The organism is Dialister sp. i34-0019-2H8 (genome assembly GCF_042846925.1).
Classification (GTDB): domain Bacteria; phylum Bacillota; class Negativicutes; order Veillonellales; family Dialisteraceae; genus Dialister.
Map to the genome: position 1 here is coordinate 798,135 of NZ_BAABYQ010000001.1, position 25,191 is coordinate 823,325.

Sequence of the window (25,191 nt, forward strand, 5' to 3'; positions counted from 1 at the left end):
TAAAACACCAACATGGAACTTACGGCTATAATTTTTTAGATATTTGCCATGTCTACCTTGACAGGGGCTGATCATTGGTGCAGAGGGGCTTTTGGGGTTTAGTGTGACTAGTGACTAGTGACTGGAGACTAGGAGACATCAGACTCTCGTATCGTCATTTCGAGCGAAGCGAGAAATCTTTTTTGCAGACCGCTAAACGAAGGATGCGTGAAAGCAGAAATATGTAGCACCAAGGCGTCGTTTCCCTGCCGGTGCTTATGGGATACTGATAGCAGTTCAAGAAAGATCCCTCGGCTTCGCTTCCGATGACGATGGTGCGAAGCACTATCAAAATTCCGCGGCGCTTCCATATTTTTATGCGACGCACCACCATTTCTAATTTCTAATTTCTCATTCAATCGAGGCTTTCAAACGGAATCAAGGGGCAGCACGCCGCAAGGGTTAAGTTTGAAAGCAGGGATTAGGGATTAGGGATTAGTGGTTAGGGATTGGGAGCCTCATGTGACTGGTAGCTAGTGACTGGTGACTACATACAACCCTCGGGCATCGCCATTATTTTTACTCGCGGCGCTTCTATTTTTTCATGCGCCGCACCAGCACTCCTAACTGTATTCGTATATTAAGCCCCCATCTGAGATGGGGGACCCGGTGGAGCCGTAGCTTTGCCTAGAGTATAAAAAATCCTCCAGTGTTAGAATAAAGAGGGTCTAGCAAACCACTTTAGCTAACAAAGGAGGAGTCCAAATGGACAACAATAGTATAGCTCATACCAAATGGAATTGCACATATCATATCGTATTCATCCCAAAATATCGCAAGAAAGTATTCTACGGGCAAATGAGGAAAGATTTGGTTGAAATCATCCGAAAATTGTGCGAGATGAAGAAAGTGGAACTGATCAAGGGAGCTGCATGCGTGGATCATGTGCATCTGTATCTCGGGATACCGCCGAAGTTGAATATATCAGACGTAGTAGCCTATATCAAAGGGAAAAGTGCGTTAATGATATACGACCGGCATCCCGGGATAAAAGCCAGATGGGGAGAACGGCATCTCTGGGCACGAGGCTATTATGTAGAAACCGTCGGGAATATCAACGAAGAAGTTATCAAGCGTTACATTTCAGAGCAAGAAGAAAGCGATAAGTTCGAGAAGTAAGTAAGACGAATAAGCGAAAGAGCCGCCATAGGCGGCTGTAAGTACAAAGACGATTTGCTAGACCTGCCATAGGCAGGTGTCAGTACAAAACCCCGGAGGGGTTCCAAATAAACCCCCATTTGAAATGGGGGTTGCTAACTTCCTAACTGTATTCGTATATTAAGCCCCCATCTGAGATGGGGGACCCGGTGGAGCCGTAGCTTTGCCTAGAGTATAAAAAATCCTCCAGTGTTAGAATAAAGAGGGTCTAGCAAACCACTTTAGCTAACAAAGGAGGAGTCCAAATGGACAACAATAGTATAGCTCATACCAAATGGAATTGCACATATCATATCGTATTCATCCCAAAATATCGCAAGAAAGTATTCTACGGGCAAATGAGGAAAGATTTGGTTGAAATCATCCGAAAATTGTGCGAGATGAAGAAAGTGGAACTGATCAAGGGAGCTGCATGCGTGGATCATGTGCATCTGTATCTCGGGATACCGCCGAAGTTGAATATATCAGACGTAGTAGCCTATATCAAAGGGAAAAGTGCGTTAATGATATACGACCGGCATCCCGAGATAAAAGCCAGATGGGGAGAACGGCATCTCTGGGCACGAGGCTATTATGTAGAAACCGTCGGGAATATCAACGAAGAAGTTATCAAGCGTTACATTTCAGAGCAAGAAGAAAGCGATAAGTTCGAGAAGTAAGTAAGACGAATAAGCGAAAGAGCCGCCATAGGCGGCTGTAAGTACAAAGACGATTTGCTAGACCTGCCATAGGCAGGTGTCAGTACAAAACCCCGGAGGGGTTCCAAATAAACCCCCATTTGAAATGGGGGTTGCTAACTTCCTAACTGGCGAACAAGGCTTTCATACACAATCAAGGGATGGCACGCCCAAGGGGCTAACCCTGAACCTCTAATTCCCCTTGCACTTTCCTTGATTTCCATGTATAATAATTATCGTTGTGAATACTGTATCCCAGTGGCACGTATCTCCGGCGGCGACTTAGATACAGCTCATGTGTTATTTTAGGAGGCTATTATGCTTACAACCGAACTGAAGAAAGAAATCATCGAACAGTATGCCACCCATGAAGGTGACACCGGATCTCCGGAAGTTCAGATCGCTATCCTCACCAAGAGAATCGTTCTGCTCACCGAACATCTGAAATCCCACAAAAAGGATCATCATTCCCGTCGCGGACTGCTGAAAATGGTCGGCCAGAGAAGAAACATGCTCGACTACCTGCGTCGCAGCGATATTGAACGTTACAGAGCTCTCGGTGCTAAACTGGGCCTGCGTCTGAAATAATTAAAAATTTTTTCCACTTATATAGACATAGATAATTCACAGGAAAGCAGTGGCCATTGCCGCTGCTTTTTTGTTGCCGCAAAAGGAGCAGCGGGCGAAAACGGATCCATCAGGGCGGATCAAACCAGTTTACGGCTGACGGTCACTGCTTTCTTATGTTTATACAAAAAAACATTGACCTTATTCATAAAATGCTATACAATTTATACAAAGTATCTTCCATACTTTCGGGAAGTATGGCTTCGTTTATGCAGATATTTCAGCCTATGCATAAAAGTATGTTTATGAATTGCTTGAGGAGGACAGCTATGAAACGATATAGAATCATGAAAATCAAAGAGATCATTCAGTCGCAGATCATCGAGACACAGGAAGAGCTGGCAAATGCTCTCAAAAAAGAGGGGATCGTCGTGACACAGGCGACGGTATCCCGCGATATCAAGGACCTGATGCTTCTCAAGATCCCGTATGGGGATGGGCATTATCGGTATGCTCTCCCGAGTGAAAAGCCGAATGTGATGTCTAAGAGTCACACCGCGATTCTTTTCCAGGAAGCGGTCATCCGGATCGATAGTGCGATGAATATGGTCGTGCTTCACACATTGCCGGGTTCTGCATCCTCGGTCGCCTTTGCCATCGATCATTCCAGGACAGAGGAGGTCATCGGTACATTGGCGGGGGATGATACTGTGCTCCTGATCCTGAAGACGCCGGAAGATGTACCGGCTATGATCAAAAAGCTTCAGGGTCTCTTGAAAAATTGACGAGGTTGCCATGCTGCAGAGTTTACATATCGTGAATTTTGCCATCATCGAGGATACGGTGATCGATCTCACGAAAGGGGTCACGATCTTTACGGGTGAGACAGGAGCGGGGAAGTCGATCCTGATCGATGCTCTTGCGGTTCTCACCGGACGGCGTGCGAAGACGGATCTCATCCGTACCGGCGCTGATTTCTTCAAAGTGGAAGGGATCTTCTATGCGGATGACAGCATCGTCTCTGCTTTGCAGAAGCTTGGGATCGAGTGCGAGGGGCGCGAAGTGATCCTGTCGCGCAAGCTGAATAAGTCGGGGCGCGGGCTCTGTACCATCAATGGGGATTTCTGTACCGTCAAACAGCTTCAGAAGATCGGCAAGATGCTGGTGCGTCTGCATGAACAGAATGACAATATGGAGCTCCTATCCATCCCTTTCTGCGAAAAGATGGTGGATTCGGGGACATCGGAGGTAGTAGCTGCCTACAGGGACTATCAGGATTCCTACCGGGAGTGGAAAAAGCTGAAGGATGCCCTCGAGGACTATGAAAATGCGAAGCAGGAGCGGGAGCGGCGGCTGGACATTCTGGAGTGGGAGCTTTCCCAGATCTCTTCCGCACATCTTTTGCCGGATGAGGATGAGGAGATCGAGAAGAAGCTCTCCGTCCTCCAGAACCATGAGCGCATTTTCCGCTCAGTGCATCAGGCACTGGAGCTTCTGACGGCAGAAAATGGTCCGCAGGATGCCATCGGGGATGCGATCCGTGAGGTGTCATCGGTCTCCAAGTATGACGAAGCGCTGGAAGCCTTCGTCGAGTCACTGAACAGTGCCTCGTATGCGCTGGAAGATGCCATCAATGGGCTTGATTCCTACATTTCAGATACCGACTTCTCTGAGGAAGAGCTGAATGAGCTGCAGAGCCGGGATGAAGTGATCTCTGAAATGAAACGAAAGTATGGTCCGACGCTTTCGGATGTGCTCGCCTATGAAGCAAAGGCAAAAAAGGAATATGAGGCGCTGAAGGAAGTCATCTATGACAATGAGGCGCTTCAAAAAAATTATGCATCACTGACCGGTCTTTTGATGAAGAAGGCAGAGGTGCTGAATCGGTATCGCATGATCTCCTCGAAGCGGATCCTCACAGGGGTCGTCACGACGCTGAAGGATATGGGCATGGAAAATGCGCGGATGGAGCTGCACCTCGTCGCGCAGAAGAGCCCGATGCCCAATGGCGCAGAGGAGATGGAATTTTATTTCTCGGCGAACCCGGGTGAGCCGCTCCGCAGCATGCGCGATACGGCATCCGGCGGGGAGATTTCCCGTATTGCGCTCGCCATTGAGATGGTGATTTCTCACCTGCTCTCGCAGCAGACACTGATCTTTGATGAGATCGATGTCGGCATCAGCGGTAAGGTGGGGCTCAAGGTCGCCAGAAAAATCGCCTGCCTGGCGAAGACGATCCAAGTGCTCTGCATCACGCACCTTCCGCAGACTGCCTGTGCAGCGGATCGACACTATCAGATCGTGAAGACGATCGCAAATGGCCGGACATCGACAAAGGCGGTACTCCTCAATGACGCGCAGCATTTGGACAATATCGCGCAGATGATCTCCGGTACGGAAGACTCAAAGAGCGCACTGACATCGGCGAAGGAAATGCGACGGCTGGTGATAGGAAGATAGGAATGGAGCCGGAGGTTTGGCGGATTCCTCGGATGATAGTTCCATTTTCCGTGTTGCTTACCAGAGCGGGCTTTTCCTGTAAAAAGATCCTCTGCTCAGGGGAAAATGACGATGCGGGAATACTTTTACGAAGCGATCACAGGATAAGCTTCACACCTTATCATAAATAAGAAAAGGGGCTGTGAAATAACGATCATCTCATTTTCGTTTTCAATCTGCCGCGGGGACTTGCAGCTCTCATAGGAGTGACCGGGCAACCTTATCCCAGCTGTCTTTCATGCCATAGTCACCCTATCCGCCCCTGCGGGGCACCTTCCCCTAGAGGGGAAGGCTGCGATACGAGAATACCATTTTCTAAAAAAAAGGCGGCTAAGCCGCCACCTAAACCCTGAACCTTGAACCCTGAACCAAATGAAAGCAAAGTAACAAGGGGCTGTGAAGAAATGAGGATTCATTTCTTCACAGTCCCTTTTCTTATTTGTAAACGATGATGGTCGATACATCATCGCTGTCGTTCTCGGAGGAAAAGGTTTCCGGTGACGGCTGCTCCGGAGCGATCACAGTGTCTGATCTTCCGGCGGTTTTCGCTTGGGCATCGGCTTTCTTTTTCGCAGCCTCCTCGGCAGCTTTTTTCTTAGCAGCTTCCTCGGCAGCCTTCTTGGCTGCTTCTTCCGCGCGGCGCTGTTTCTCTGCAGCGGTCAGGTAGACGGTGTATTTCGGTGTGGGCGAGACCATGGCATTGATCTCAAAGAGGCGTCCCCATGGGAAATCGGCGGAGATCGTCGCAGGGTCAAGTCCCATTTTCCGTTTGGCAAAGTCCTGCACCTCGGCGATCATTTCCTCTTTCATGGCCGGGGTGGGGATGTAATTCGTCCTTTCGAGCTCTGTCAGGCGGTTGATGTTCTTCCTGACGTTTGCCTGATATGCCCAGTTGTCGATGTATTGCTCGGTCAGCATATCGCGGTGATCTGTCTCGCTCATGTCCGGCGCGAGGATGGCCTGAGCGATGGCATAGCCGATCGTGTTGGAGGCCGTGTTCCATCCATTGTAGGCGGCGACCTTGTAGAGAAGATCATGCTGCTTCATGAGGCTCATGAGCGTATTGTCCGAGCCATTGGCGAAGTAGACGTCCACCATGGAGACGGGAATGCCCTTATCGATGACGGCTTTCACCTGATTCATGAATTCCGTGGTGGAAGGCTTCATCATGCCGTAATTGGAAAACTGACCGGACTCACCCGTGGAGGAAAGGGGGGTATTCACGGCGAGTACGATGTCGGGGCGGCCTTTGGGATCCATGATGCCGCCGACGGCTTCTACATGCTCGGCGATGGTCTTTCCGATGGGCTGGCTTTCATAGCTGGGGACCGTATCCTCTGCGCGGCCTAAGGGATAGATGGAGGTGAAGCTCGGCGTGAGGTGATTCACGTCATTGTGATAGCGTGCGATGAGGAGCAGGGCAAGCTGGTCTGCTCCCGGGAAGGAGCCATAGACTTTGGGAGACAGCTTCGCACTTTCCTTTCCCAGATACCGTGCTTCCATGGCGGACTGGGAGTTCGTGCTGTTATCATCATGCCCCTCACAGAAATAGGCAAAGATGCCGCTCTTGGTATCTTTGAGGAGCAGGCGGTTGATCGTATGGTTCTTTGTGCGGCGCTTGAACCAGTCCTGCAGATATTCGGACGGGATGGAGAGCTTCAGGGACAGCATTTCCGCCGCCTCATCCTTTGTGAGTGTGCCTAGATCCATCTTGTCCTGCAGGCCGGAGAGTACATAGAGGTCGTGGCCGTACTTGGCATAGTAATACGGTTCGACACCGCTGTTTGAAGCATACGGCGTTCTCATGATGGTGCCGAAAGCATAGATCGGCACATTCGGATACATGTGGTGAAGCCGCTGGATACGGTTTTCCCGTGCCATCAGCGTATCGAGCGATTCGTTGTGCTTTCTGGAGTCGACAAGACCGCCGTAGATGATGGTGTCCGTAGAAATCACCGCCGCATCGGCCTCGCTCATGTGCTGCTCGATCCAGCGCCAGACCTGATCAGGACTGCCCTGATAATTCTTCCCGGAAAGATAGCCTTTCGGCGGCGTCAGCACCGTGTAGCCGGCCTTTTCTGCGGTGGAAACCGTGTAGTCAAGAGAGACGGGACGGTCATCCTGCGGTACAAGCAGGATGGTGCGCGCATCGATCGAAGCGAGTCCGCCTGCGAGCAGGAACGCCATAGCCAGCGCGCCGATTTTTTTATGATAGTGCAATGGAAAGCCCCCGTTTGAGAATGAGAAATGAAAAACAGAGAAGCGGCGCGTCAAAGTATGAAAGCGCCGCATGACAGATCTTTCAACGCGGTAGAAGAAACGCTACTGCGTGACATATTTATATGGTATTATTATACCATGAATGAAGAAGGTACGCAGGCGTGACCAGCGAGAAATGAATATATGGCGGTGGTCTATGCATCGGATACGCCGTGCCCTCTTTTTTCACTCCCAAAGGAAAGTAAAAATGAAGGTCTGTGAATACAAGGAGATACATTGTGGCAAAATATCAATTTGATGAGCTGGTCAAGGCGGCCGGATCTGGTGAAGGTATCTATGATCAGCTGAAGAAGAAGGAGATCAGCGAGAAGGAAGCCATTGAGGACATCCTGCAGGGAAGCTTCCGCTTCTCCATCACCGATGGCTATCTCGTAGAAAAGGGCGGGCAGTTTGACTACGCTTTTGATTTTGGAAATGGGGCCTGCGTGCGCTATGACTGGCGAAGCGGAGTCCCTGTCAAGAAAGAGGCGGTGCTGTCACGGGACGTGATGGAGACTTTCGCGAAGGAAATCGCATTTCTTTACCAGCTTCCGCAGAAGCAGTTTGTGACCGACACGAAGTCGACGACCGTCCAGACGAATGCGTATGAAAGAGAGAAGTATGGTCCCATCAAGCGCCTCACCCGTGCGGAGCTCAGATTCGGTGATAAATTCTTCCGTTGGGTACCGGAAGAGGATGAAGACCGGCCGTTTAAGGAATTGTATGCAGCATTGATGACGCTTCGAACGGCGGTGGATGAGGAAATGAAATAGGGGCTAGCCCGTGGAGGCGCACATTCCCTTGATTGCGTGTGAAAGAGGTTCAGTGGGTTCTGTAGGTTCTACGGGTTCAAAGGGGAAGGTGCGGCGCATGAAAATTAGAAGCGCCGCGGAGTATAAAAAGGGTGATGCCCAAAAGTAGTATTGAAGTCACCAGTCACTAGTGACTAAATTCCCTAGACCACTCGCCTAGAATGGTGTACAATAGGGGCGTTGTTTATGAAAAATCTGCGGTCATTCCAAGAAAATTGTCTGTGGATCTTTTGATTCATTAGAAACAAAAAGGGGAATGAGAATAGCGGCGGCTCCGCTGCCAATCAAAGATGGGCGATGCCCGAGGGGAAAATAGGGCAAAGGCTGACATCTGCTATCTCTCGATCCCTGTTATCTGCTCACTTATAATAAGGAGACATACTTTCATGCACGAACTTTTTGACTGGATTTATTCCATCGTCGTGGCGCTTTTTATCGCCATGATCATTCATATTTTCCTCTTCGTCCCGACGAAGGTATCGGGGCAGTCGATGTACCCGACACTGAATAATGGCGAATACCTCATCGTATCGAAGATCAGCCACGTTTTCCGCGAAACGCCGGAGTATGGGGATATCGTCATCATCGACAGCCGCACGCATCGCGAACGCTCCTGGATGGATGATCTGGAAGAACCGATGAAGAACTACATCGCCATCTTTGATCGCTCGAGCCGTGAGCACAACGTCTGGGTGAAGCGCGTCATTGGCAAGGGTGGTGACACGCTGGCATTTAAGGAAGGCCATGTATGGCGCAATGGAGAGAAGCTGGAAGAACCATACATCAATGAACCGATGGAATTCTCTATGGACGGCTCCTATACAGTGCCGGAAGGTACGGTCTTCGTTATGGGCGACAACCGGAACCACAGCTCTGACAGCCGTTTTATCGGACCCGTACCTGTGGATCATGTCCTCGGTAAGGTTGCGATCCAGTTTTGATCAGTATTCTTTGGAAGCCGCTCTCTGAAAAGAGGGCGGTTTTATTGTGGGAGACGCCGGCCTCTATCCTTCCTGTTCCATTGGGAAAAGCTGATTCCATCACAGCATCCGGTTTGACATGTATCTGCATGCCATGCTTTTCAAAGCCCTTCTTGCATAGTCCGCTGCCCACGTCGAAGGATTCCTGGCTCTGGTTGAAAGCGTAAGAGAAAACAAGCAACGATCAAGCCAGTGGCTCTTAAAAAATCATAACAGGAGAGGAAATGCCCGGTGGCGGATGGGCGCGGAAAAGTGTACAATGAACGTGGAAAATCACGAACACAGAAACGCATGTGTCAGATCCTTTCCGTGGACGAGAAAAGTAAAGGAGAATAGCCATGATTACCGGAGATATCAAACATTTGGAAGACTACAAGAAACAGCTGCCGACATTCATCTACGAGTGCCTGAAAGAAGTCGCGGCATTTGATTTCACTGCGGTGCCTGACGGAAAGTACAAAATCAATGGCTGCGATATGGGCGTGGAGTCGCCTGTGACAGAGCCGGCGGCGGATAGAAAGCTGGAAGGTCATAAGAAAATGATCGATATCCAGTATGAAGTGGAAGGCGAAGAAGAATGGCTCGGCGTGGAGACGATCTTCGAAGCGGGAGAGTGCATCGAGAGTTATCCGGAGCGTGACCTCTATTTCTATGAGTCTTCGCCCAAAGGGGAGTCGAAGGTGTACTTTGAGACAGGCCGTTTCGCCGTCTTCTTCCCCGAAGACCTCCATCGCCCGCTCTGCCAGGGAGAAAGCGGCAGCCGGCAGCTTCGCAAAGCTGTCGTGAAGGTGCCGGTGGAATGGGTGAGTGTGAAATAGAAGTCAGGGGTCAGAGGTGACTGGTGATTGCAGAAAACTGAGCGAACCTCTTCTTGACTTACAGTCAACTCTTTGCTATTATAGACTATATTCGATTACTAGCGATTTCTACAGTACCGCACGATGAAGGTGGTATGTGTAAGGGGGCAGAGTATGAAGTATAAAAAAATTTTGGCAGCTGCCATGGCGGCAGGCTTTTTGCTTTCCGCCGGCATGATGACCGGCGGATGCGGGTCGGCCAAACAGCAGCAGGGGCAGCAGCAGGCGATGAAGGTCACGACTTTCAAACCGTTCAAGTCGGACACGCCGATCCAGAGAGAGTATGCCGGCTCCATTATGGCCTTGCAGGAGGTGCCGGTCCGCTCGAAAGTATCCGGTACAGTCATGGAAAAATACGTCAAAGGCGGTGACCATGTCACAGAAGGGCAGCCGCTCTTCCGCCTTGATACGCGCACTTATTCGTCCTCTCTGGCAGCCGCAGAGGCGCAGGTCGCGCAGGCTTCGGCTACCTATGAAAATGCGAAGCGCGATCTCGCCCGCTATGAGCAGCTGATCGCGACGGGAGCGATTTCCAGGCAGGCTTATGATGCACAGAAGGCAGCGACAGAGTCCTATCAGGCCGTCGTCGAAGCAGCCCAGTCGCAGGCTGCGATCGCATCGGATAATCTCTCCGATACCATCGTGACAGCTCCCTTCACAGGGACGCTCTCCATGGATGATGTGAATATCGGCACCTTCGCTTCGGCAGGACAGACGCCGCTCGTCACGATTTCCTCGGCAGATCCGCTGTATGTTCAGTTTGATATGTCGGAGAGCGAATACCTCTCGCTCACCAAGAATAAGAGTGGCACAGAAACGCTCGGGGATGCCCTGAAGCTTCGCCTGGCTGATGGATCCATCTATCAGGAGACCGGCAAGATCGTCCAGATCAATCCGGGTCTGACCGGCGGACAGCTGACGATGAAGGCGGCGTATGCAAATCCGGATAACCTGCTCGTACCGGGCATGTATGCGACAGTTGTTTCTGATGCAGAAATCACCAAGGGCAGCATCCTGGTACCGACCAAGGCACTGATACAGCTCCTGAACCGCGATATGCTTGATGTCGTCGTCGATGGCAAGGTCCAGCAGAAGGCGGTCAAGCTCGGCGCGACCTATGGCATCTATACCATCATTGAAAGCGGCATCGATGAAAATGATGAGATCATCGTCGAAGGCCAGAATAAAGTCCGTGTCGGACAGGCAGTCGCTCCGGAAGAAACCACACGCGAGGCCTTGGAACAGGCGGCGATCAAGGCCGTTTCTGCGCAGCATGGCACGACAGATGCTAAGAAATAAGGGGAGGAGCTATGGCAAATTTCTTTATTAAACGCCCTATCTTTGCTATCGTCGTGGCTCTTGTCATCACGATCGCCGGGGCACTCTGTATTTTCTCACTGCCGATCGACCGCTATCCGAAGATCACGCCGCCTCAGGTCTCTGTCCATGCGACCTATCCGGGTGCTGACTCTGAAGTCGTAGCGCAGACGGTGGCCGAGGTCATAGAAAAGAATGTCATCGGTGCCGAAGGTTTTGATAATATGTCTTCGACATCGAACTCGAATGGCTCCTATTCGCTCTCGGTCCAGTTCCTGACGGGGACGGACTCGGATATGGCGACCATCCGTGTACAGAATGGCGTCACAGCTGCCGATGCAGGGCTTCCTGATACAGTCCGTTCCATCGGCGTCACCACGAAGAAATCTTCGGGGGACATGGCACTCGTCGTCGGTCTGCTCTCACCGAATGGCACGTATGATGACGTCTTCCTGAAAAACTATTTCTCCATGAACTACTTGGATGAGCTGAAGTCCATCAAGGGCGTCGGCAACGTACAGGAATTTGGCTCTGACTTTGCGATGCGTATCTGGATGGATCCGACGAAGATGTCGCAGAACAAGATCACTGCGAGCGAGGTCATTTCTGCCGTTTCTTCGCAGAATAAGCAGATCGCGGCCGGTAACATTTCCAGTGCTCCGGTCGATCCGAATGCCTCCTTCCAGTACATCATCACGGCGAAGGGCCGTCTTGTGACGGAGAAGGAATTCGGCGATATCGTACTTCGCACCAATGATGACGGCTCCATGCTTCGCCTGAAGGATGTGGCCCGTATCGAGCTGGGGGCAAAGGACTACAGCTTCATTTCCCGTGCGGCGGGACAGGAGTCGGCGATTCTCGCCTTCTCTTTGACCGATGATGCGAATGCACTCGAAACTCTGGGTGCGATCAAGGAAAAGCTGAAAGAAGATGCGAAGAGCTTCCCCGATGACATGAGCTATGTCATCTGCATGGATAATACGGACTTCATCTATGCCTCCATCAAAGAGGTCATGCATACCTTCGTCGAAGCGCTCCTCATCGTAGCACTGATCGTGTACATTTTCCTGCAGAACTGGAGATCCACGCTCATCCCGATGATCGCGGTGCCGGTATCGCTCTTGGGTACCTTTGCTTCCTTCCTGCTTCTCGGATTCACCATCAATACCCTGACGCTTTTCGCAATGGTTCTGGCCATTGGCCTTGTCGTCGATGATGCGATCGTCGTCATCGAAGCCGTCGAATATGAAATGCGCTATAACAACCTTGGCCCGAAAGAGGCGACTGTCGCTGCGATGCAGAAGGTACAGAGCCCGGTTATCGGCGTAGCGGTCGTTCTGGCTGCTGTCTTCGTACCGGTCGCTTTTCTGGGTGGGATCATGGGTATCCTGTACAAACAGTTTGCTCTCACCATCGCTGTCTCCGTCCTGATTTCCGCTTTTGTCGCGCTGTCTCTGACTCCGGCTCTTTGCGCCGGTCTTCTGAAACCGCCGAAGAAGCAGAATAGGAAAAATTTCCTTGATCGATTCTGGGATACCTTCAATGACGGTTTCGATCGTATGGTGGAGATCTACGGAGCGATCCTGCAGAAGATGGGACACGCGATCGCTGCTCCGATCCTTGTCCTTATCGTCATCACGGTCGCAGCCTTCGGTATTTTCTTCAAGCTTCCGACCGCATTCCTTCCGCAGGAAGATAATGGCTACTTCATCACGGCGTTCTCGCTGCCGGAAGGCTCTGTCAATGTCAGAACGAATGCAGCGATCACCGCTTACCTTGATTACATGGGGAAGGATCCGGCGGTCGAACAGTCGCAGGGCGTCACCGGCTTTGATATTTTGTCCAGTGGGCAGAAACCAAATGCAGGTCTTTCCTTCATCAAACTGAAACCGTGGGATGAACGTAAAGCGCCAAACGAACAGATCAATGCAGTGATGGGCAAAGCCATGGCGTATGGGGCGATCCATCCGGAGGTATCTCTGATGGCGCTGAATCCGCCTCCGATCCCGGGCCTTGGCTCCTCCGGCGGCTTCAGCCTTTACATCATGAACAAGAGCGGCGCATCGGATGAAGAATTCCAGCGTGTCGTCGGAGAATTCCTCGGTGCTGCCAACCAGCGTCCGGAAATTCAGATGGCCTACACCACCTTCCGAAGCGATACCCCATCGTATAATTTTGATATCGACCGAGAAAAAGCACAGAGAAATGGTGTGGCTGTCGGTGATATCTTCACCGCCCTTCAGGCCTACTATGGCTCTGTCCAGATCAATGATTTTACCATTTATGGACGTAACTTCAAGGTCGTCGCACAGGCGGATACCCAGTACCGCACGAACCCGGGGGACAACAAGTTCCTGACGGTTCGCGACAATAAGGGCAATATGGTGCCGATCTCCACCTTCATCACTCCGAAAAAATCCAATGCCGTTTCTGTCATCACTCGTTACGATAATTTCCCGGCCGTCGAGATCGGCGGGCAGCAGAAGGATGGATACTCCTCCGGGCAGGCGCTCGATGCGCTCGAAGAAACCGCCAATCAGGTCCTTCCGAATGGTTATGGCTTAGAATTCGTCGAATCCTCCGCCCAGGAACGTGAAGCGAGCGGTAAGACGGTATATGCACTCGCGCTCGGCATGCTCTTCGTATTCCTGTCTCTGGCAGCTCTCTATGAAAGCTGGAAGGTTCCATTCACTGTCATCTTCGGGATACCGACCGGTTTCTTTGGTGCGAGCCTTGCAGCCATGGCATTCCATGTATATAACGACATTTACTTCCAGATCGGTCTTTTGACCATCATCGGGCTGGCTGCGAAGAACGCCATCCTGATCGTCGAGTACGCGAAAGTCCGTACGGATCACGGGATGGAAGCGCTTCAGGCGGCTGTCGAAGCATCGAAGATCCGTCTCCGTCCGATCCTGATGACATCTCTTGCTTTCATTGTCGGTAACATCCCGCTGGCTCTCTCGACCGGCGCAGGTGCAAATTCCCGCTCTGAAATGGGGATTGCCGTTGTATTCGGTGTGCTTTCCGCTACCATTTTCCAGATCTTCATCGTTCCGATGCTCTTCGTCGTCATTGAACACATCCATGGATTCAAGAGATCGAAGAAAGTCGTCACTGAAGACTGATGATCGTAAGTAAAAAAAGAGCCTCGAGCCTTGTGCTCGCGGCTCTTTTTGCTGGCGGGCACTGCGTTTTTGAAAGTCATGTTTTTTGCTGACCTCCTCATTTGTACGGGCCTTTCCTTGGTGATCCATGGACAGGCGGGGAAGGCAATGCCATTCGGCCAAGACGATCATCGATGATGAAGTGCAGGGAGCGTGCTCTCGCTTCACTTGCTATCATTTCGGATCAAGCTTAGTGTAAAATTTTACTCGGTAGGGGAATTTTTCCAGAAACAATAAAAGAGGAAAGCCTCCCTTTGAGTGGAAATGTTATAATTTCCGTGCACAAATAAAACAAAGAAAGGGCTTTCCTCATGGATATTATAACAAAAACTGGAGAAATTTGGAGTGAAAATGCAATTGGTGCAGTCATTTCTCTCATTAAGAAATCTGATGACTCTATCGAGGCTGAAAGGAAGCTAACTCATTGGCTCACTGAAATGAACTGTCAGCTTATAGCTATGGCTCTGGCGCGTATTGACACTGAGCTGTATCAGATTTACAAGGTACAGGGGTGGCGTGTGGCACGCCGGGACCCTAGGACGATTTGCTGCCGCTATGGAGAGCTGACCTATACCCGAAGACTTCTGCAGAAAGAAGGGAAGAGCTTCTATCCCCTGGACTGCAAAATGGGCTTTGAGTCCAGAAAGCACTACAGCCTGGGAATGATTGAGCGGATTGTCGAGTCTGTCGCAATTACGACATCCCGCAGTGCCAGTGAACTCCTGCAAAACCTGGCAGGGATTACCATCTCCCATCAGTCCGTTATCTCACTTAAGAATTATGCCGGTAAGAAGGCAAAGGCTTACGAAAAAGCATTCGTAGAAGAGAAGAAGGATAAAAAGCCAGTACAGCCGGAGATTATAGCGATTGAAGGGGATGGAATCATCCTCAAAAACAAGAAGAAAGGCGAGGTCTCGGAGGTGCATCGCCTCCAGGTATACGAAGGAGTCAGGAAAAATGGCAACAGGACAGAACTGGTAGGACTTCGCTGTTTTGCGTCCACCAGCAGGAAAGAACTTTTTGCAATGGCAGCAAGCTATCTGCATGGGCACTATGACCTGTCTAAGACCACGGTGCTATCGAATGGGGATGGAGGGTCCGGGTACCAGTTTCAGGACTTTGAGCAAATGGTAGAAGGCTGCCTGGATCACCAGCACTTCCGTGACTGCTATCATGTACATGAAAAGATCCGGACCCGGCTCAGCTTCTGCAAGAGGGAACTGGTAGACCGTATGATCCGAGAGTTTCACCAGACCGACGATATTATGAAACGGATTCCCGTATGGATGGACACTGCCCGGAGCTGCGCCCGAACAGAGGCGGATTTGGAGGAGGTAAACAAACTGCAAAGCTATCTGGAAAGAAATGCTCCCTATATCCCAAGCCTGAGCCAGCGCGGCATCCATACAGAAATCCACTTGGGTACTGCAGAAACGAATCACCGGTTCTACAGCTATCGCATGAAACGGCAGGGGCGGAGCTGGTCCAGCGAAGGAATGGAGTGCATGGTCTGGGTACTGACCGCCCGGAAGAATAAGACGCTTACGCAAGCCCTCTTGTACCATGCTAATGGGAAGAGCTACAAAAAGATGGATAGAGCCATGCACAAAGCCGTGGTGCAGGCAGAGCGCAGAATGAGAAACTATAGGCCAGGATGCCTGGAAGGGCGTATAGGCATTTATGGAGCTTCTTCTTCCCCCATGGGAAGACTTGCCAGAGCAATACAGAAATACTGATTAAACCGAAGCCACGGAGATAGTAATTATCGACAGTCAAATGAATTACCGAGGAAAACTTGACACTTATCGGATCAAGGGTCGTCCCCTCTCATCCCATCCATTTATGCTATACTAGAGACAAATACACAGGAAAGGCGGAAGCTCTCATGCATTGGGATACAGATGATATTCACACCATTCATTGCTTCGGCGACAGCCTGACGGCAGGCTACGGCGCAGTCCCGGGCGCGGGCTGGGTGGAGGTGGTTGCAAAGCGCCATCCGGAGATAAACTGGATCAATCACGCGAGCCTCGGCGCACTCACAGAAGACATTCTGGACGCACTGGAAGGCACTGCCGCGCTCACATCCGGTCAAGAAGGCTTCTTCTTCATGGGTGGAACGAATGATATCCTCTGCGGTTTTCGTCTCTCCTCTCTGGAGGGGCGACTGACAGAGCGGCTGCCCTCGATCTCCGGAAAGGTGCCGCTCACGATCGGCATCCCGCCGCTTGCGACGAAGGAGAGCATCTGGAGCGGATGGCAGAGCGAAGCTGTCTATGAAAGGAATCAGCTCGATCTTGCAGCATATGGGGATTTCTTACGAGAGCTTGCAAAGGAGAGCAACGTGTGCCTGATCGATTTTTCCCATGCGTTCCCTTTGGAGGATGCATGGTACTATGATGGTCTCCATCCGAATGAGAAGGGGTATAAGCGCTTCGCAGATATGGCAGAGGCAGCTTGGAGGATCAAAGAGAGGTAGAAAGGAAAAGACAGGATGAATGATAGAGAAGAACGAAAAAGGGAACTTATGAAGCAGCGCGTCTTTACATGGGAAGAAGCGGAAGCGCAGATCGCAGCATGGAAAGCGCGGGGCGAGATCGTCGTATTTACGAATGGATGCTTTGACATGCTCCATCGCGGGCACATCACGTATCTCGCGCAGGCGGCCTCTCTCGGAGATCACCTGATCGTGGGGCTGAATTCGGATGCATCGGTGAAGCGGCTCAAGGGAGAGTCGCGCCCAGTGAATGGAGAAAACGATCGTGCGCTCATGCTCTCTGCCCTTCGCAGCGTGGACGGCGTCGTGATCTTTGGGGAGGACACCCCGACCGAGCTCCTGTCTCATCTGAAGCCGGATATCCTTGTCAAAGGCGGGGACTACAAGGTGGAAGAAGTCGCCGGAAGAGAGTACGCCGGGCGCGTGGAGATCCTCTCCTTCGTCAATGGATACTCGACGACGAAACTGATTGAGAGAATCAGGGCGTGATGAGGGCTGGTAGCTAGTGACTGGTGACTAGTGACTAGATATCAGACGTCAGATATTAGACATTGGGCACTAGACATCGGACGTGAGTCATTAGATGTTTAATCCCTAATCCCTAATCCCTAGTCACTAGTCCCTAGTCATTTTTTCAAGAGGCATTGATACTATGCAAAACTGGAAACGAATCGTGTATACCATTGCAGCGATACAGATCGGGACAGGGATCTCGATCATTGGCGTCGTTGCCTTCATTCCGCTCTTTCTGACATCTGAGCTTGGCGTCACGGACCCGGGAGAAGCGGCGTTTTGGGCGGGGCTGATTTCGGGTGTGACGCCCTTCTTCGTCGCGATCGCGGCGCCTTTCTGGTCCATGCAGGCCGATCGCCGGGGGCCGCGTTTTGCGCTGTCCATGATCCTCTTCATCTTGGGCGTGGTCATTGCTTTGATGTATTTTACACGATCGCCCGTAGAGCTTCTGATCCTCCGCATGATCCAGGGCATGTCCGGCGGCTTTCTCGCAGTCGGCATGTCTCTCGTCATGAATGTGACGCCAAAGAAGCAGCTGACGTGGGCGATGGGTGTCTTTCAGGCATCCATGGTCATGGGAGTCATGTTCGGCCCTCTCGTAGGCGGCATGATCGCTGATACCATGGGCTATCGCATGCCCTTTGTCATATTTTGCGCTCTGTCATTTTTCTGCCTCGCTGCGGTGCGTCTGATGGTGCCAAAGCAGATCGGACAGGAACAGGCAAGGGGGCGGGAATCTTTTGTGAAGCAGCTTTCCTACTTTATGAAGAATCCCGTCGTCCGGCTGATGGTCATGCTGCAGTTTCTCTGCAATTGCGGTATGACAGGGATCGGTCCGATCCTCCCGCTCTATATCAAGGAAATGATGGGTGGAGATGCCATGGCGGTCGCGACGATCGTCGGGACCATCATCTTCATCGCAGGCGCCACGAGCGTCACCTCTTCTCTGAATGTCTCGCGCCTTGCGCGGCGGGTCTCTATGCCGAGGATCCTCATCATTGCGTCTCTTGTGACAGGCGTGAACTTCATTCTCCAGTACCTGATGCCGGAGGTCTGGACGCTGGGCTTCATGCGCGGGCTCACCGGCTTCTCCCTCGGGATGATTATGCCGCTCGCAAATACCATTCTTGCCTCGGTGGTGCCGGCGGAAAAGCGTACGATGGTGGTGGGCTTCTCGACCAGTTTCGCTCTTATGGGCAATGTTGCCGGCCCCATGGCGTCGGGCGCCATCGCAATGCAGTGGGGCTATGGTATGGTCTTCTGGTCGACGGCCTTCTGCTTTTTCCTCGCTGCATGCGTGATCTATAGGGAAAGGAAAATCATATAATGGGTTCAGGGTTCAGGTTGATGGGTTCAAGGTTGTGGTAGCAGCTTCGCTGCAAAATATATATTTGCGGCGGAGCCGCCACCACCATTTCTCATTTCTCGCTCAAGTGAAGCTTTCCAACGGAATCAAAGAGCGACACGTCCGTGGGCTAACCCTGACCCCTGAAGTTTGAAAGCAGGGATGAGTGGCTAGGGATTTGGGATTAGGAGTGACTAGGAGACATGAGACTCTCGTATCGTCATTTCGAGCGAAGCGAGAAATCTTTCTTGCAGACCGCTAAACGAAGGATGTGTGAAAGTAGAAATACGCAGCGCCAAGGCGTCGTTTCCGTACCGGTGCTTATGTGATACTGACCGCAGTGCAAGAAAGATCCCTCGGCTACGCTCGGGATGACGACAGCGCGAAGCACTATCAAAATTCCGCGGCGCTTCCTTATTTTATGCGCCGTACCACCATTTCGGATTTCTCATTTCTAATTTCTCATTCAAGCGAAGATTTCAAACGGAATCAAAGGGCAGTACGCCCCAGAGGCTAACCATGAACCTTCCAACCCTTCCCATTTTCCTCTTGCATTTTGCTTTAAATCCTGCTATCATACTAACGTATATGTACAAGCAAAGATGGGAAGAAGCTGGGAAATTTCTCACAGAGAGCCGCCGGGGCTGGAAAGGCGGCAGGAAGGAAACAGCGGGTCACCCCGGAGCTGACAGCGAGATCTGTCCGCGGCGCACGTTACGCGCGAATGAGCGATCAGTTACTGATTATTTAGGTGGTACCGCGGAAGCACTCTTTCGTCCTATGTGGATGAAGGAGATTTTTTTATTTAGGAGTGAACGATATGGCAGAAGACATGAAAGATCTGGGAAAATACGATCCCAGTCAGATCGAACAGAAATGGTATAACTTCTGGGAAGAACATGGTGTATTCCATGATGAAGCAGATCCTGAAAAAGAACCGTACAGCATCGTGCTGCCGCCGCCAAATGTCACCGGCCAGCTGCACATGGGGCATGCGCTCGACAATACCCTGCAGGATATTCTGATCCGTTACAAGAGAATGCAGGGCTACAATGTCCTGTGGCTGCCGGGCAAAGATCATGCCGGCATCGCAACGCAGGTCAAGGTCGAAAAGCAGATCGCTGAAGAAGGTCTCAATAAATATGACCTCGGCCGTGAAAAATTCCTGGAACGTGTATGGCAGTGGAAGGAAAAATTCGGCAACCGCATCGGGCTGCAGATCCGCCGCCTCGGCTCTTCCTGCGACTGGTCCCGTGAACGCTTCACCATGGATGATATTTGTGCGCGTGCCGTTCGCGAGGTTTTTGTTTCCCTCTATGAAAAAGGTCTGATCTATCAGGGCTTCCGCATCACGAACTGGTGTCCGCGCTGCCAGACAGCACTCTCCGACATCGAAGTCGAACATGAAGATGAAGTCGGACATCTCTGGTACTTCAATTACCCGATCGCTGGCGAAGAGGGAAAATACATAGAGATCGCGACCACCCGTCCGGAAACCATCCCGGGCGATACCGCTGTCGCTGTGAATCCGGAAGATGAACGCTACAAGGATCTCGTCGGCAAGAAGGTCGCACTTCCCGGCACCGGCCGTGAGATCCCGATCATTGCCGATGAATACGTTGACATGGCTTATGGTACCGGCTGCGTAAAGATCACACCGGCGCATGACCCGAATGACTTTGAGGTCGGACAGAGACATCAGCTCGAGACCATCGTCATCATGAACAAAGATGGCACGATGAATGAAAAGGCAGGCAAGTATGTCGGCATGGATCGCTACGAAGCGAGAAAAGCCATCATTGCTGATCTCAAGGAAGCCGGTCTTCTCGTCAAGATCGAAGAAACAAAGCATGCGGTCGGTCACTGCTCCCGCTGCAAGACCGTTGTTGAACCGATGACCACCAAGCAGTGGTTCGTCAAGATGAAACCGCTTGCCGGTCCTGCTATGGAAGCTGTTACCTCCGGTAAGACCAAGTTCGTCCCGGAACGTTTCTCGAAAACATATATCCAGTGGCTGTCGAACATCCATGACTGGTGCATTTCCCGCCAGCTTTGGTGGGGGCATCGTATCCCGGTCTGGTACTGCGATGACTGCGGCGCTGTCTCTGCATCCCGCACCGACCTCACAGAATGCCCGAAGTGTCACAGCCAGCATATCCATCAGGATCCGGACGTCCTTGATACCTGGTTCTCCTCTGCGCTTTGGCCATTCTCCACGATGGGCTGGCCGGATCAGACCCCGACGCTGAAGCAGTGGTATCCGACCTCCACCATGGTCACCGGCTACGACATCATCTTCTTCTGGGTAGCCCGCATGATGTTCATGTCCATGGAATTCATGAAGGAGATCCCATTCAAATACGTCTTCATCCACGGCCTTGTCCGCGACTCTCAGGGACGTAAGATGTCCAAATCCCTCGGCAACGGTATCGATCCTCTTGAAGTCATCGAAAAGTACGGCGCAGATGCGCTCCGCTTCACTCTGGTGACCGGCAACACCCCGGGCAATGATATGCGTTTCTACTATGAACGTGTCGAAGGAAATAGAAACTTCGCCAACAAGCTCTGGAATGCGACCAAGTTCACTCTGATGAACCTGGATGACTATGACAAGGATTTCGTCCCGACCAAGGAACAGCTGACGCTGGCAGACAAGTGGATCCTCGACCGTCTCGCCTACACCGAAGACTATGTAGGCACGAACCTTGACAAGTATGAACTCGGTGAAGCGGCAGACAGCATCTACAACTTCGCATGGAATTATTTCTGTGACTGGTACATCGAAACGGCGAAGGGCCGTCTCTATGGCCAGCACAATACGGATAGAAAAGTCACCCAGTATGTCCTCGTGTACACCCTGACCCGCATGTTGGCACTGCTCCATCCGTTCATGCCATTTATCACGGAACACCTCTGGCAGCATCTGCCGCATGAAGGCGAAACGCTGGCAAGAGCTCCATGGCCGAAGGCAGACGAGGCGCTCCGTTTCCCGACCGAAGCAGAACAGTTCGATCGCATCATGGACTGCATCAAGGCTGTCCGTAACATGCGTGCCGAAGCGGGTGTCACCCCGAATAAAGCCTGCCATATCCAGATCGCTGTCCTTCGTGATGACCTCAAAGCCTGCCTTGAAAACAATAAGGAATACTTTGAAAAACTCGGCCATGTCGAAGGCATGAAGCTCCTTTCAGCAGATGCGGCAAAGCCGGAAAATGCAAATGCGGCTGTCGTCACAGGTCTTGAAGTCTACCTCGAGCTCAAAGGCCTCATCGACACGGCGAAGGAAAAGGAAAAGATCCAGAAGGCGAAAGATGCTCTGGCCAAAGATATCGCCCGCACGTCCGGCAAACTTTCCAATCAGGGCTTCCTCGCCAAGGCACCGGAAGCTGTCGTAGCGAAGGAAAAGGAAAAGCTGGCGACCTTTGAAGAAAAGATGAAGTCTTTGGACGAACGTCTGCAGTTCCTGGAAAAGCTTGGCTAAAAGACCGTTGGCTGCGTGCAGCAGGCAGAGGGCATCCGCTACCTGCCTGCTGCTTGCAGCGAGCAGCTAACTATAGTAAGGAGAAATCATGAATTACGAAGAATCTATCGCCTATCTGGAAGCGGCGGCATCCTTCGGGATCAAGCCGGGCCTCGAACGCATCGAAGCCATCCTTGAACGTCTGGATCATCCGGAAAAGGCTTACAAAGTCATCCATGTCACCGGTACGAACGGCAAGGGCAGCGTGGTGGCTATGATCACCAGTGTGCTGGAAAATGCGACACTCAAAGTCGGTCGCTACATTTCCCCGCATCTCATCGATTACACCGAGCGCATCCACATCGCAGGCCATGATATTCCGAAGGAAGACTTCGCGAAGGCTGCGACCGTCGTCCGCGAAGCCGCAGAAAAAGCCATCGCTGACGGCGTCGAAGCTCCGACGGAATTTGAACTCCTGACGGCTATGGCGTTCTGGTATTTCAAAGAACAGAAGGTCGACTACGCTGTCATGGAGGTCGGTATGGGCGGGCTCTACGACTCTACGAATGTCATTATCCCTGTCGTTTCCGTCATCACGAATGTAGCGATGGACCACGAGAAATACCTCGGCAAGAATCTGGAGGAGATCGCACATCAGAAGGCCGGTATCATCAAAGAGGGCATCCCTGTCGTCACCGCAGCCCAGCATGTACCGCTGAAGCAGCTGAAAAAAGAAGCGCATGATAAGAAAGCGCGCCTTTATTTCTATGGAAGAGACTTTGAGATCGATACCCGCAGTAAGTACGGTCATGGACAGGTCGTCGTCGTCAAGCGCAAGGACATGCCCAAGGAACTCGAAAACTGTCTCCTCTTCGTGCCCTTCGTCGGCGCGCATCAGGCAGTCAATGCGGCTGTCGCGACCATGGCACTCACGCTCATCATGAAGCAGGATGAGAGAGTCAATGAGAATGACCTGCGTGAAGGTCTTGCACGTGCCCAGTGGAAGGGCCGCTTTGAGATCCATGATCTGGGCGGTATCCCGTTCGTCATGGACGGCGCACACAATCCGGCGGGCGCTGAAGCGCTGAAGGAAGCGATCGAGGAACAGTACCCGGACAAGCGCCGCGTCCTTGTCTTCACTTCTCTTCAGGACAAGGATACGGAGACCGTCATCCAGCTCCTCATCCGCAAGGGTGACCGTGTATTCCTGACGGAAGCACCGACACCGCGCACCAGAAAGCCGGAAGAGATCGCTGCCATGATCGATGAGCAGAAGATCGCAACCGTGCATACGGCAGAGCCGTCTGTCACGAAAGCACTGGATTCGGCACAGAAAGAAGCCAAAGATGGCGATGTCGTCATCATCTGCGGCTCCCTCTACATCCTTGGCGAAGCCATGGAGTGGATGGCAAAGAAGATCGGAAATTGAACATAGTAAGGGAAACGCTGATTCAATCTGACAACGATTTCATCAGTGTTTCCTTAGGAAAACGGTTACATCGCCAGCTGGCGGTGTAACCGTTTTTTGTCTTGGGGTTCAAGGTTCAGGGTTAAATGGGTGCAACGGGATGTGGCGGCGAAGCCGCTGCATCCATTTCTCATTTCTAATTGCTCATTTAAGCAAAACTGGCAAACGGAATCAAGGGGCAGCACGCTCATGGGCTAACCCTGAACCTATCATCTCTAAAATAGATAAATTTATCTAAAAGAGTTATACATATACGCATGCATATGTTATAATGAGAGCACGAAACAAAAGACTATTTCTATGGAAACACTGATTTTGAAAGGAAATCAGCATTTCTGTAAGTGCGGCATGGCTGCGATTTCCTATAGGAGGACCTCAATATGATTACCGAACGTGAAATATTCCTGACCGATCCTGAAGAAAAAGCAAAAGTTGTCGAATTCCTGAAAGGCTTTGATCTGACTTTTACGGGGATCATTGACTATACCATGGGACTTTTTGATGATGGCAAGCTCATCGGCACTGGTTCGCTCGGCGGGCGCGTCATGCGAGATATTGCGATCAGCAGCGATTATCAGCGAAAAGGTCTGACCCACCGCATCATCAGGAACCTGCAGGGGGAATCCAACCGCCGCGGGATCAATGGAAATCAGATCTTCACAAAGCCGAAGAATGTACCGGTCTTTGAACACATGGGCTTCAAGTGCGTGGCTGTCGCTGAGCCGTATGCAGCGCTTTTAGAGTCAGGTACAGATACACTCGAGGACTATCTCGCGCGCGTGCGTACCTTTCTGGGCAGCGGGGAGGGGAAGAACCGCGGGGCGATCGTCATGAACTGCAATCCTTTCACCTTGGGACACAGAAGCCTTGTCGAGTATGCACATAACAACTGTGATGAAGTCATCATCTTTGCCGTGCAGGAAGATAGGAGCGTCTTCCCCTTCTCGAACCGATTCACTCTCATCAAGCAGGGCGTGAAGGATATGAAGGGTGTCGAAGTCATTTCCGGCGGGGATTTCATCATTTCCAATGCGACCTTCCCGACCTACTTCATCAAAGGCACGGATGAGCTCGCTGCGCAGACGAAACTGGATGCGACCATCTTTGCTACCCGCATCGCACCTGCGCTGAATATCACCGTCCGCTTCGTAGGCGAAGAGCCGACCGACAAGACCACGCTGGCCTACAATCAGGCAATGCGTGAGGTCTTCGCTGAAAACGGGATCGAGCTCAAGGTCATTCCCAGAGAGCAGAAGGGCGATCAGATCGTTTCCGCCTCCTCGGTGCGCCGCGCTCTCGCGGCAGATGACTGGGAGACCGTCTACCGCATGGTACCGAAGACCACGCTGACGTACCTTCGAAGCGAGGATGGGCAGAAAGTGATCCGGAATATCAAGATGCAGGAAGCATTCAAACAGATGGAAGGAAAAACGAAATAACGAGAAAAGGCTAAGCTATCATGGGATGGCTTAGCCTTTTCTTATTCCTGGTGACTGGTGACTAGGGATTAGGGATTAGGGATTAGGGATTAGGAGCAAGCGGTGACTGAAATAGCGCAGTTGGCACGCTGACCGTT

The 25,191-nt window shown here is 51.6% G+C and carries 18 protein-coding genes and 1 pseudogene; 18 read left to right on the forward strand and 1 reads right to left on the reverse strand.

Features of this window, described 5'->3' with window-relative positions:
• The first annotated feature begins 744 nt into the window (after positions 1–744).
• The 5 genes from tnpA (ACGG9R_RS03270) (at position 745) to recN (ending at position 4,901) form a co-directional block, all read left to right on the forward strand.
• Complete coding sequence (gene tnpA, locus ACGG9R_RS03270) at positions 745–1,158, forward strand: IS200/IS605 family transposase (protein WP_390151400.1); 414 nt, start codon at positions 745–747, stop codon at positions 1,156–1,158.
• Between the two features lie 284 nt (positions 1,159–1,442).
• Positions 1,443–1,856, forward strand: a complete 414-nt coding sequence (gene tnpA / locus ACGG9R_RS03275) for an IS200/IS605 family transposase (RefSeq protein WP_045172396.1) — start codon at positions 1,443–1,445, stop codon at positions 1,854–1,856.
• 336 nt (positions 1,857–2,192) lie between these two features.
• Complete coding sequence (gene rpsO / locus ACGG9R_RS03280) at positions 2,193–2,462, forward strand: 30S ribosomal protein S15 (RefSeq protein ID WP_022106191.1); 270 nt, start codon at positions 2,193–2,195, stop codon at positions 2,460–2,462.
• A 308-nt stretch (positions 2,463–2,770) separates the two neighbouring features.
• Positions 2,771–3,226 carry an arginine repressor gene (argR, locus tag ACGG9R_RS03285; RefSeq protein WP_390151403.1) on the forward strand — a complete coding sequence of 152 codons (456 nt, stop codon included), beginning with the start codon at positions 2,771–2,773 and terminating at the stop codon, positions 3,224–3,226.
• Between the two features lie 10 nt (positions 3,227–3,236).
• Positions 3,237–4,901, forward strand: a complete 1,665-nt coding sequence (recN, locus tag ACGG9R_RS03290; RefSeq protein WP_390151406.1) for a DNA repair protein RecN — start codon at positions 3,237–3,239, stop codon at positions 4,899–4,901.
• A gap of 474 nt (positions 4,902–5,375) precedes the next feature.
• On the opposite strand, the gene ACGG9R_RS03295 is transcribed toward recN, so the two are convergent.
• On the reverse strand, positions 5,376–7,127 hold the full coding sequence (locus tag ACGG9R_RS03295) for a DUF4127 family protein (protein WP_390155065.1): 1,752 nt from the start codon (positions 7,125–7,127) through the stop codon (positions 5,376–5,378).
• A 60-nt stretch (positions 7,128–7,187) separates the two neighbouring features.
• Between ACGG9R_RS03295 and ACGG9R_RS03300 the strand changes: the two genes are divergently transcribed.
• The 13 genes and pseudogenes from ACGG9R_RS03300 to citC all read left to right on the forward strand — a co-directional run bounded on the left by ACGG9R_RS03300 (position 7,188) and on the right by citC (position 25,054).
• Positions 7,188–7,325 (forward strand): hypothetical protein, encoded by a 138-nt coding sequence (locus ACGG9R_RS03300; RefSeq protein WP_390151408.1) that lies wholly within the window; start codon positions 7,188–7,190, stop codon positions 7,323–7,325.
• 113 nt (positions 7,326–7,438) lie between these two features.
• A complete protein-coding gene (locus ACGG9R_RS03305) occupies positions 7,439–7,972 on the forward strand; it encodes a hypothetical protein (RefSeq protein ID WP_390151411.1) in 534 nt (177 codons plus the stop codon).
• 425 nt (positions 7,973–8,397) lie between these two features.
• Positions 8,398–8,952, forward strand: a complete 555-nt coding sequence (lepB, locus tag ACGG9R_RS03310; protein ID WP_022105222.1) for a signal peptidase I — start codon at positions 8,398–8,400, stop codon at positions 8,950–8,952.
• Between the two features lie 377 nt (positions 8,953–9,329).
• On the forward strand, positions 9,330–9,809 hold the full coding sequence (locus ACGG9R_RS03315) for a YhcH/YjgK/YiaL family protein (protein WP_390151414.1): 480 nt from the start codon (positions 9,330–9,332) through the stop codon (positions 9,807–9,809).
• Positions 9,810–9,962: 153 nt separating this feature from the next.
• Positions 9,963–11,147, forward strand: a complete 1,185-nt coding sequence (locus ACGG9R_RS03320; RefSeq protein WP_390151417.1) for an efflux RND transporter periplasmic adaptor subunit — start codon at positions 9,963–9,965, stop codon at positions 11,145–11,147.
• A gap of 11 nt (positions 11,148–11,158) precedes the next feature.
• Entirely contained in the window at positions 11,159–14,293 is a 3,135-nt protein-coding gene (locus ACGG9R_RS03325) for a multidrug efflux RND transporter permease subunit (protein WP_390151420.1), read from the forward strand.
• 350 nt (positions 14,294–14,643) lie between these two features.
• The gene (locus tag ACGG9R_RS03330; RefSeq protein WP_390151423.1) at positions 14,644–16,068 is read left to right on the forward strand and encodes an ISLre2 family transposase; all 1,425 of its coding nucleotides are present in this window, start codon (positions 14,644–14,646) and stop codon (positions 16,066–16,068) included.
• Between the two features lie 149 nt (positions 16,069–16,217).
• Positions 16,218–16,811: an SGNH/GDSL hydrolase family protein gene (locus tag ACGG9R_RS03335; protein ID WP_390151426.1), complete on the forward strand. Its 594-nt coding sequence runs from the start codon at positions 16,218–16,220 to the stop codon at positions 16,809–16,811.
• A 66-nt stretch (positions 16,812–16,877) separates the two neighbouring features.
• Positions 16,878–17,318 (forward strand): annotated as a pseudogene (gene rfaE2, locus ACGG9R_RS03340) (D-glycero-beta-D-manno-heptose 1-phosphate adenylyltransferase); the annotation flags it as partial.
• Between the two features lie 163 nt (positions 17,319–17,481).
• Positions 17,482–18,669: an MFS transporter gene (locus ACGG9R_RS03345; RefSeq protein WP_390151429.1), complete on the forward strand. Its 1,188-nt coding sequence runs from the start codon at positions 17,482–17,484 to the stop codon at positions 18,667–18,669.
• 838 nt (positions 18,670–19,507) lie between these two features.
• Positions 19,508–22,168 carry a valine--tRNA ligase gene (locus tag ACGG9R_RS03350; RefSeq protein ID WP_390151432.1) on the forward strand — a complete coding sequence of 887 codons (2,661 nt, stop codon included), beginning with the start codon at positions 19,508–19,510 and terminating at the stop codon, positions 22,166–22,168.
• An 88-nt stretch (positions 22,169–22,256) separates the two neighbouring features.
• Positions 22,257–23,576, forward strand: a complete 1,320-nt coding sequence (locus tag ACGG9R_RS03355; RefSeq protein ID WP_390151435.1) for a bifunctional folylpolyglutamate synthase/dihydrofolate synthase — start codon at positions 22,257–22,259, stop codon at positions 23,574–23,576.
• A 419-nt stretch (positions 23,577–23,995) separates the two neighbouring features.
• Entirely contained in the window at positions 23,996–25,054 is a 1,059-nt protein-coding gene (gene citC, locus ACGG9R_RS03360; protein ID WP_390151438.1) for a [citrate (pro-3S)-lyase] ligase, read from the forward strand.
• Positions 25,055–25,191 lie beyond the last annotated feature (137 nt).

Excerpts from the sequence above, each read along its gene's own strand:
- ACGG9R_RS03335 (WP_390151426.1), top strand. The coding sequence starts at position 16,218 with ATGCATTGGGATACAGATGATATTCACACCATTCATTGCTTCGGCGAC.
- ACGG9R_RS03295 (WP_390155065.1), bottom strand. The coding sequence starts at position 7,127 with ATGGCGTTCCTGCTCGCAGGCGGACTCGCTTCGATCGATGCGCGCACC.
- argR (WP_390151403.1), top strand. The coding sequence starts at position 2,771 with ATGAAACGATATAGAATCATGAAAATCAAAGAGATCATTCAGTCGCAG.
- ACGG9R_RS03345 (WP_390151429.1), top strand. The coding sequence starts at position 17,482 with ATGCAAAACTGGAAACGAATCGTGTATACCATTGCAGCGATACAGATC.
- citC (WP_390151438.1), top strand. The coding sequence starts at position 23,996 with ATGATTACCGAACGTGAAATATTCCTGACCGATCCTGAAGAAAAAGCA.
- ACGG9R_RS03320 (WP_390151417.1), top strand. The coding sequence starts at position 9,963 with ATGAAGTATAAAAAAATTTTGGCAGCTGCCATGGCGGCAGGCTTTTTG.
- ACGG9R_RS03355 (WP_390151435.1), top strand. The coding sequence starts at position 22,257 with ATGAATTACGAAGAATCTATCGCCTATCTGGAAGCGGCGGCATCCTTC.
- ACGG9R_RS03350 (WP_390151432.1), top strand. The coding sequence starts at position 19,508 with ATGGCAGAAGACATGAAAGATCTGGGAAAATACGATCCCAGTCAGATC.
- ACGG9R_RS03330 (WP_390151423.1), top strand. The coding sequence starts at position 14,644 with ATGGATATTATAACAAAAACTGGAGAAATTTGGAGTGAAAATGCAATT.
- ACGG9R_RS03325 (WP_390151420.1), top strand. The coding sequence starts at position 11,159 with ATGGCAAATTTCTTTATTAAACGCCCTATCTTTGCTATCGTCGTGGCT.
- recN (WP_390151406.1), top strand. The coding sequence starts at position 3,237 with ATGCTGCAGAGTTTACATATCGTGAATTTTGCCATCATCGAGGATACG.
- ACGG9R_RS03315 (WP_390151414.1), top strand. The coding sequence starts at position 9,330 with ATGATTACCGGAGATATCAAACATTTGGAAGACTACAAGAAACAGCTG.
- lepB (WP_022105222.1), top strand. The coding sequence starts at position 8,398 with ATGCACGAACTTTTTGACTGGATTTATTCCATCGTCGTGGCGCTTTTT.
- tnpA (WP_045172396.1), top strand. The coding sequence starts at position 1,443 with ATGGACAACAATAGTATAGCTCATACCAAATGGAATTGCACATATCAT.
- ACGG9R_RS03300 (WP_390151408.1), top strand. The coding sequence starts at position 7,188 with ATGAAAAACAGAGAAGCGGCGCGTCAAAGTATGAAAGCGCCGCATGAC.
- rpsO (WP_022106191.1), top strand. The coding sequence starts at position 2,193 with ATGCTTACAACCGAACTGAAGAAAGAAATCATCGAACAGTATGCCACC.
- tnpA (WP_390151400.1), top strand. The coding sequence starts at position 745 with ATGGACAACAATAGTATAGCTCATACCAAATGGAATTGCACATATCAT.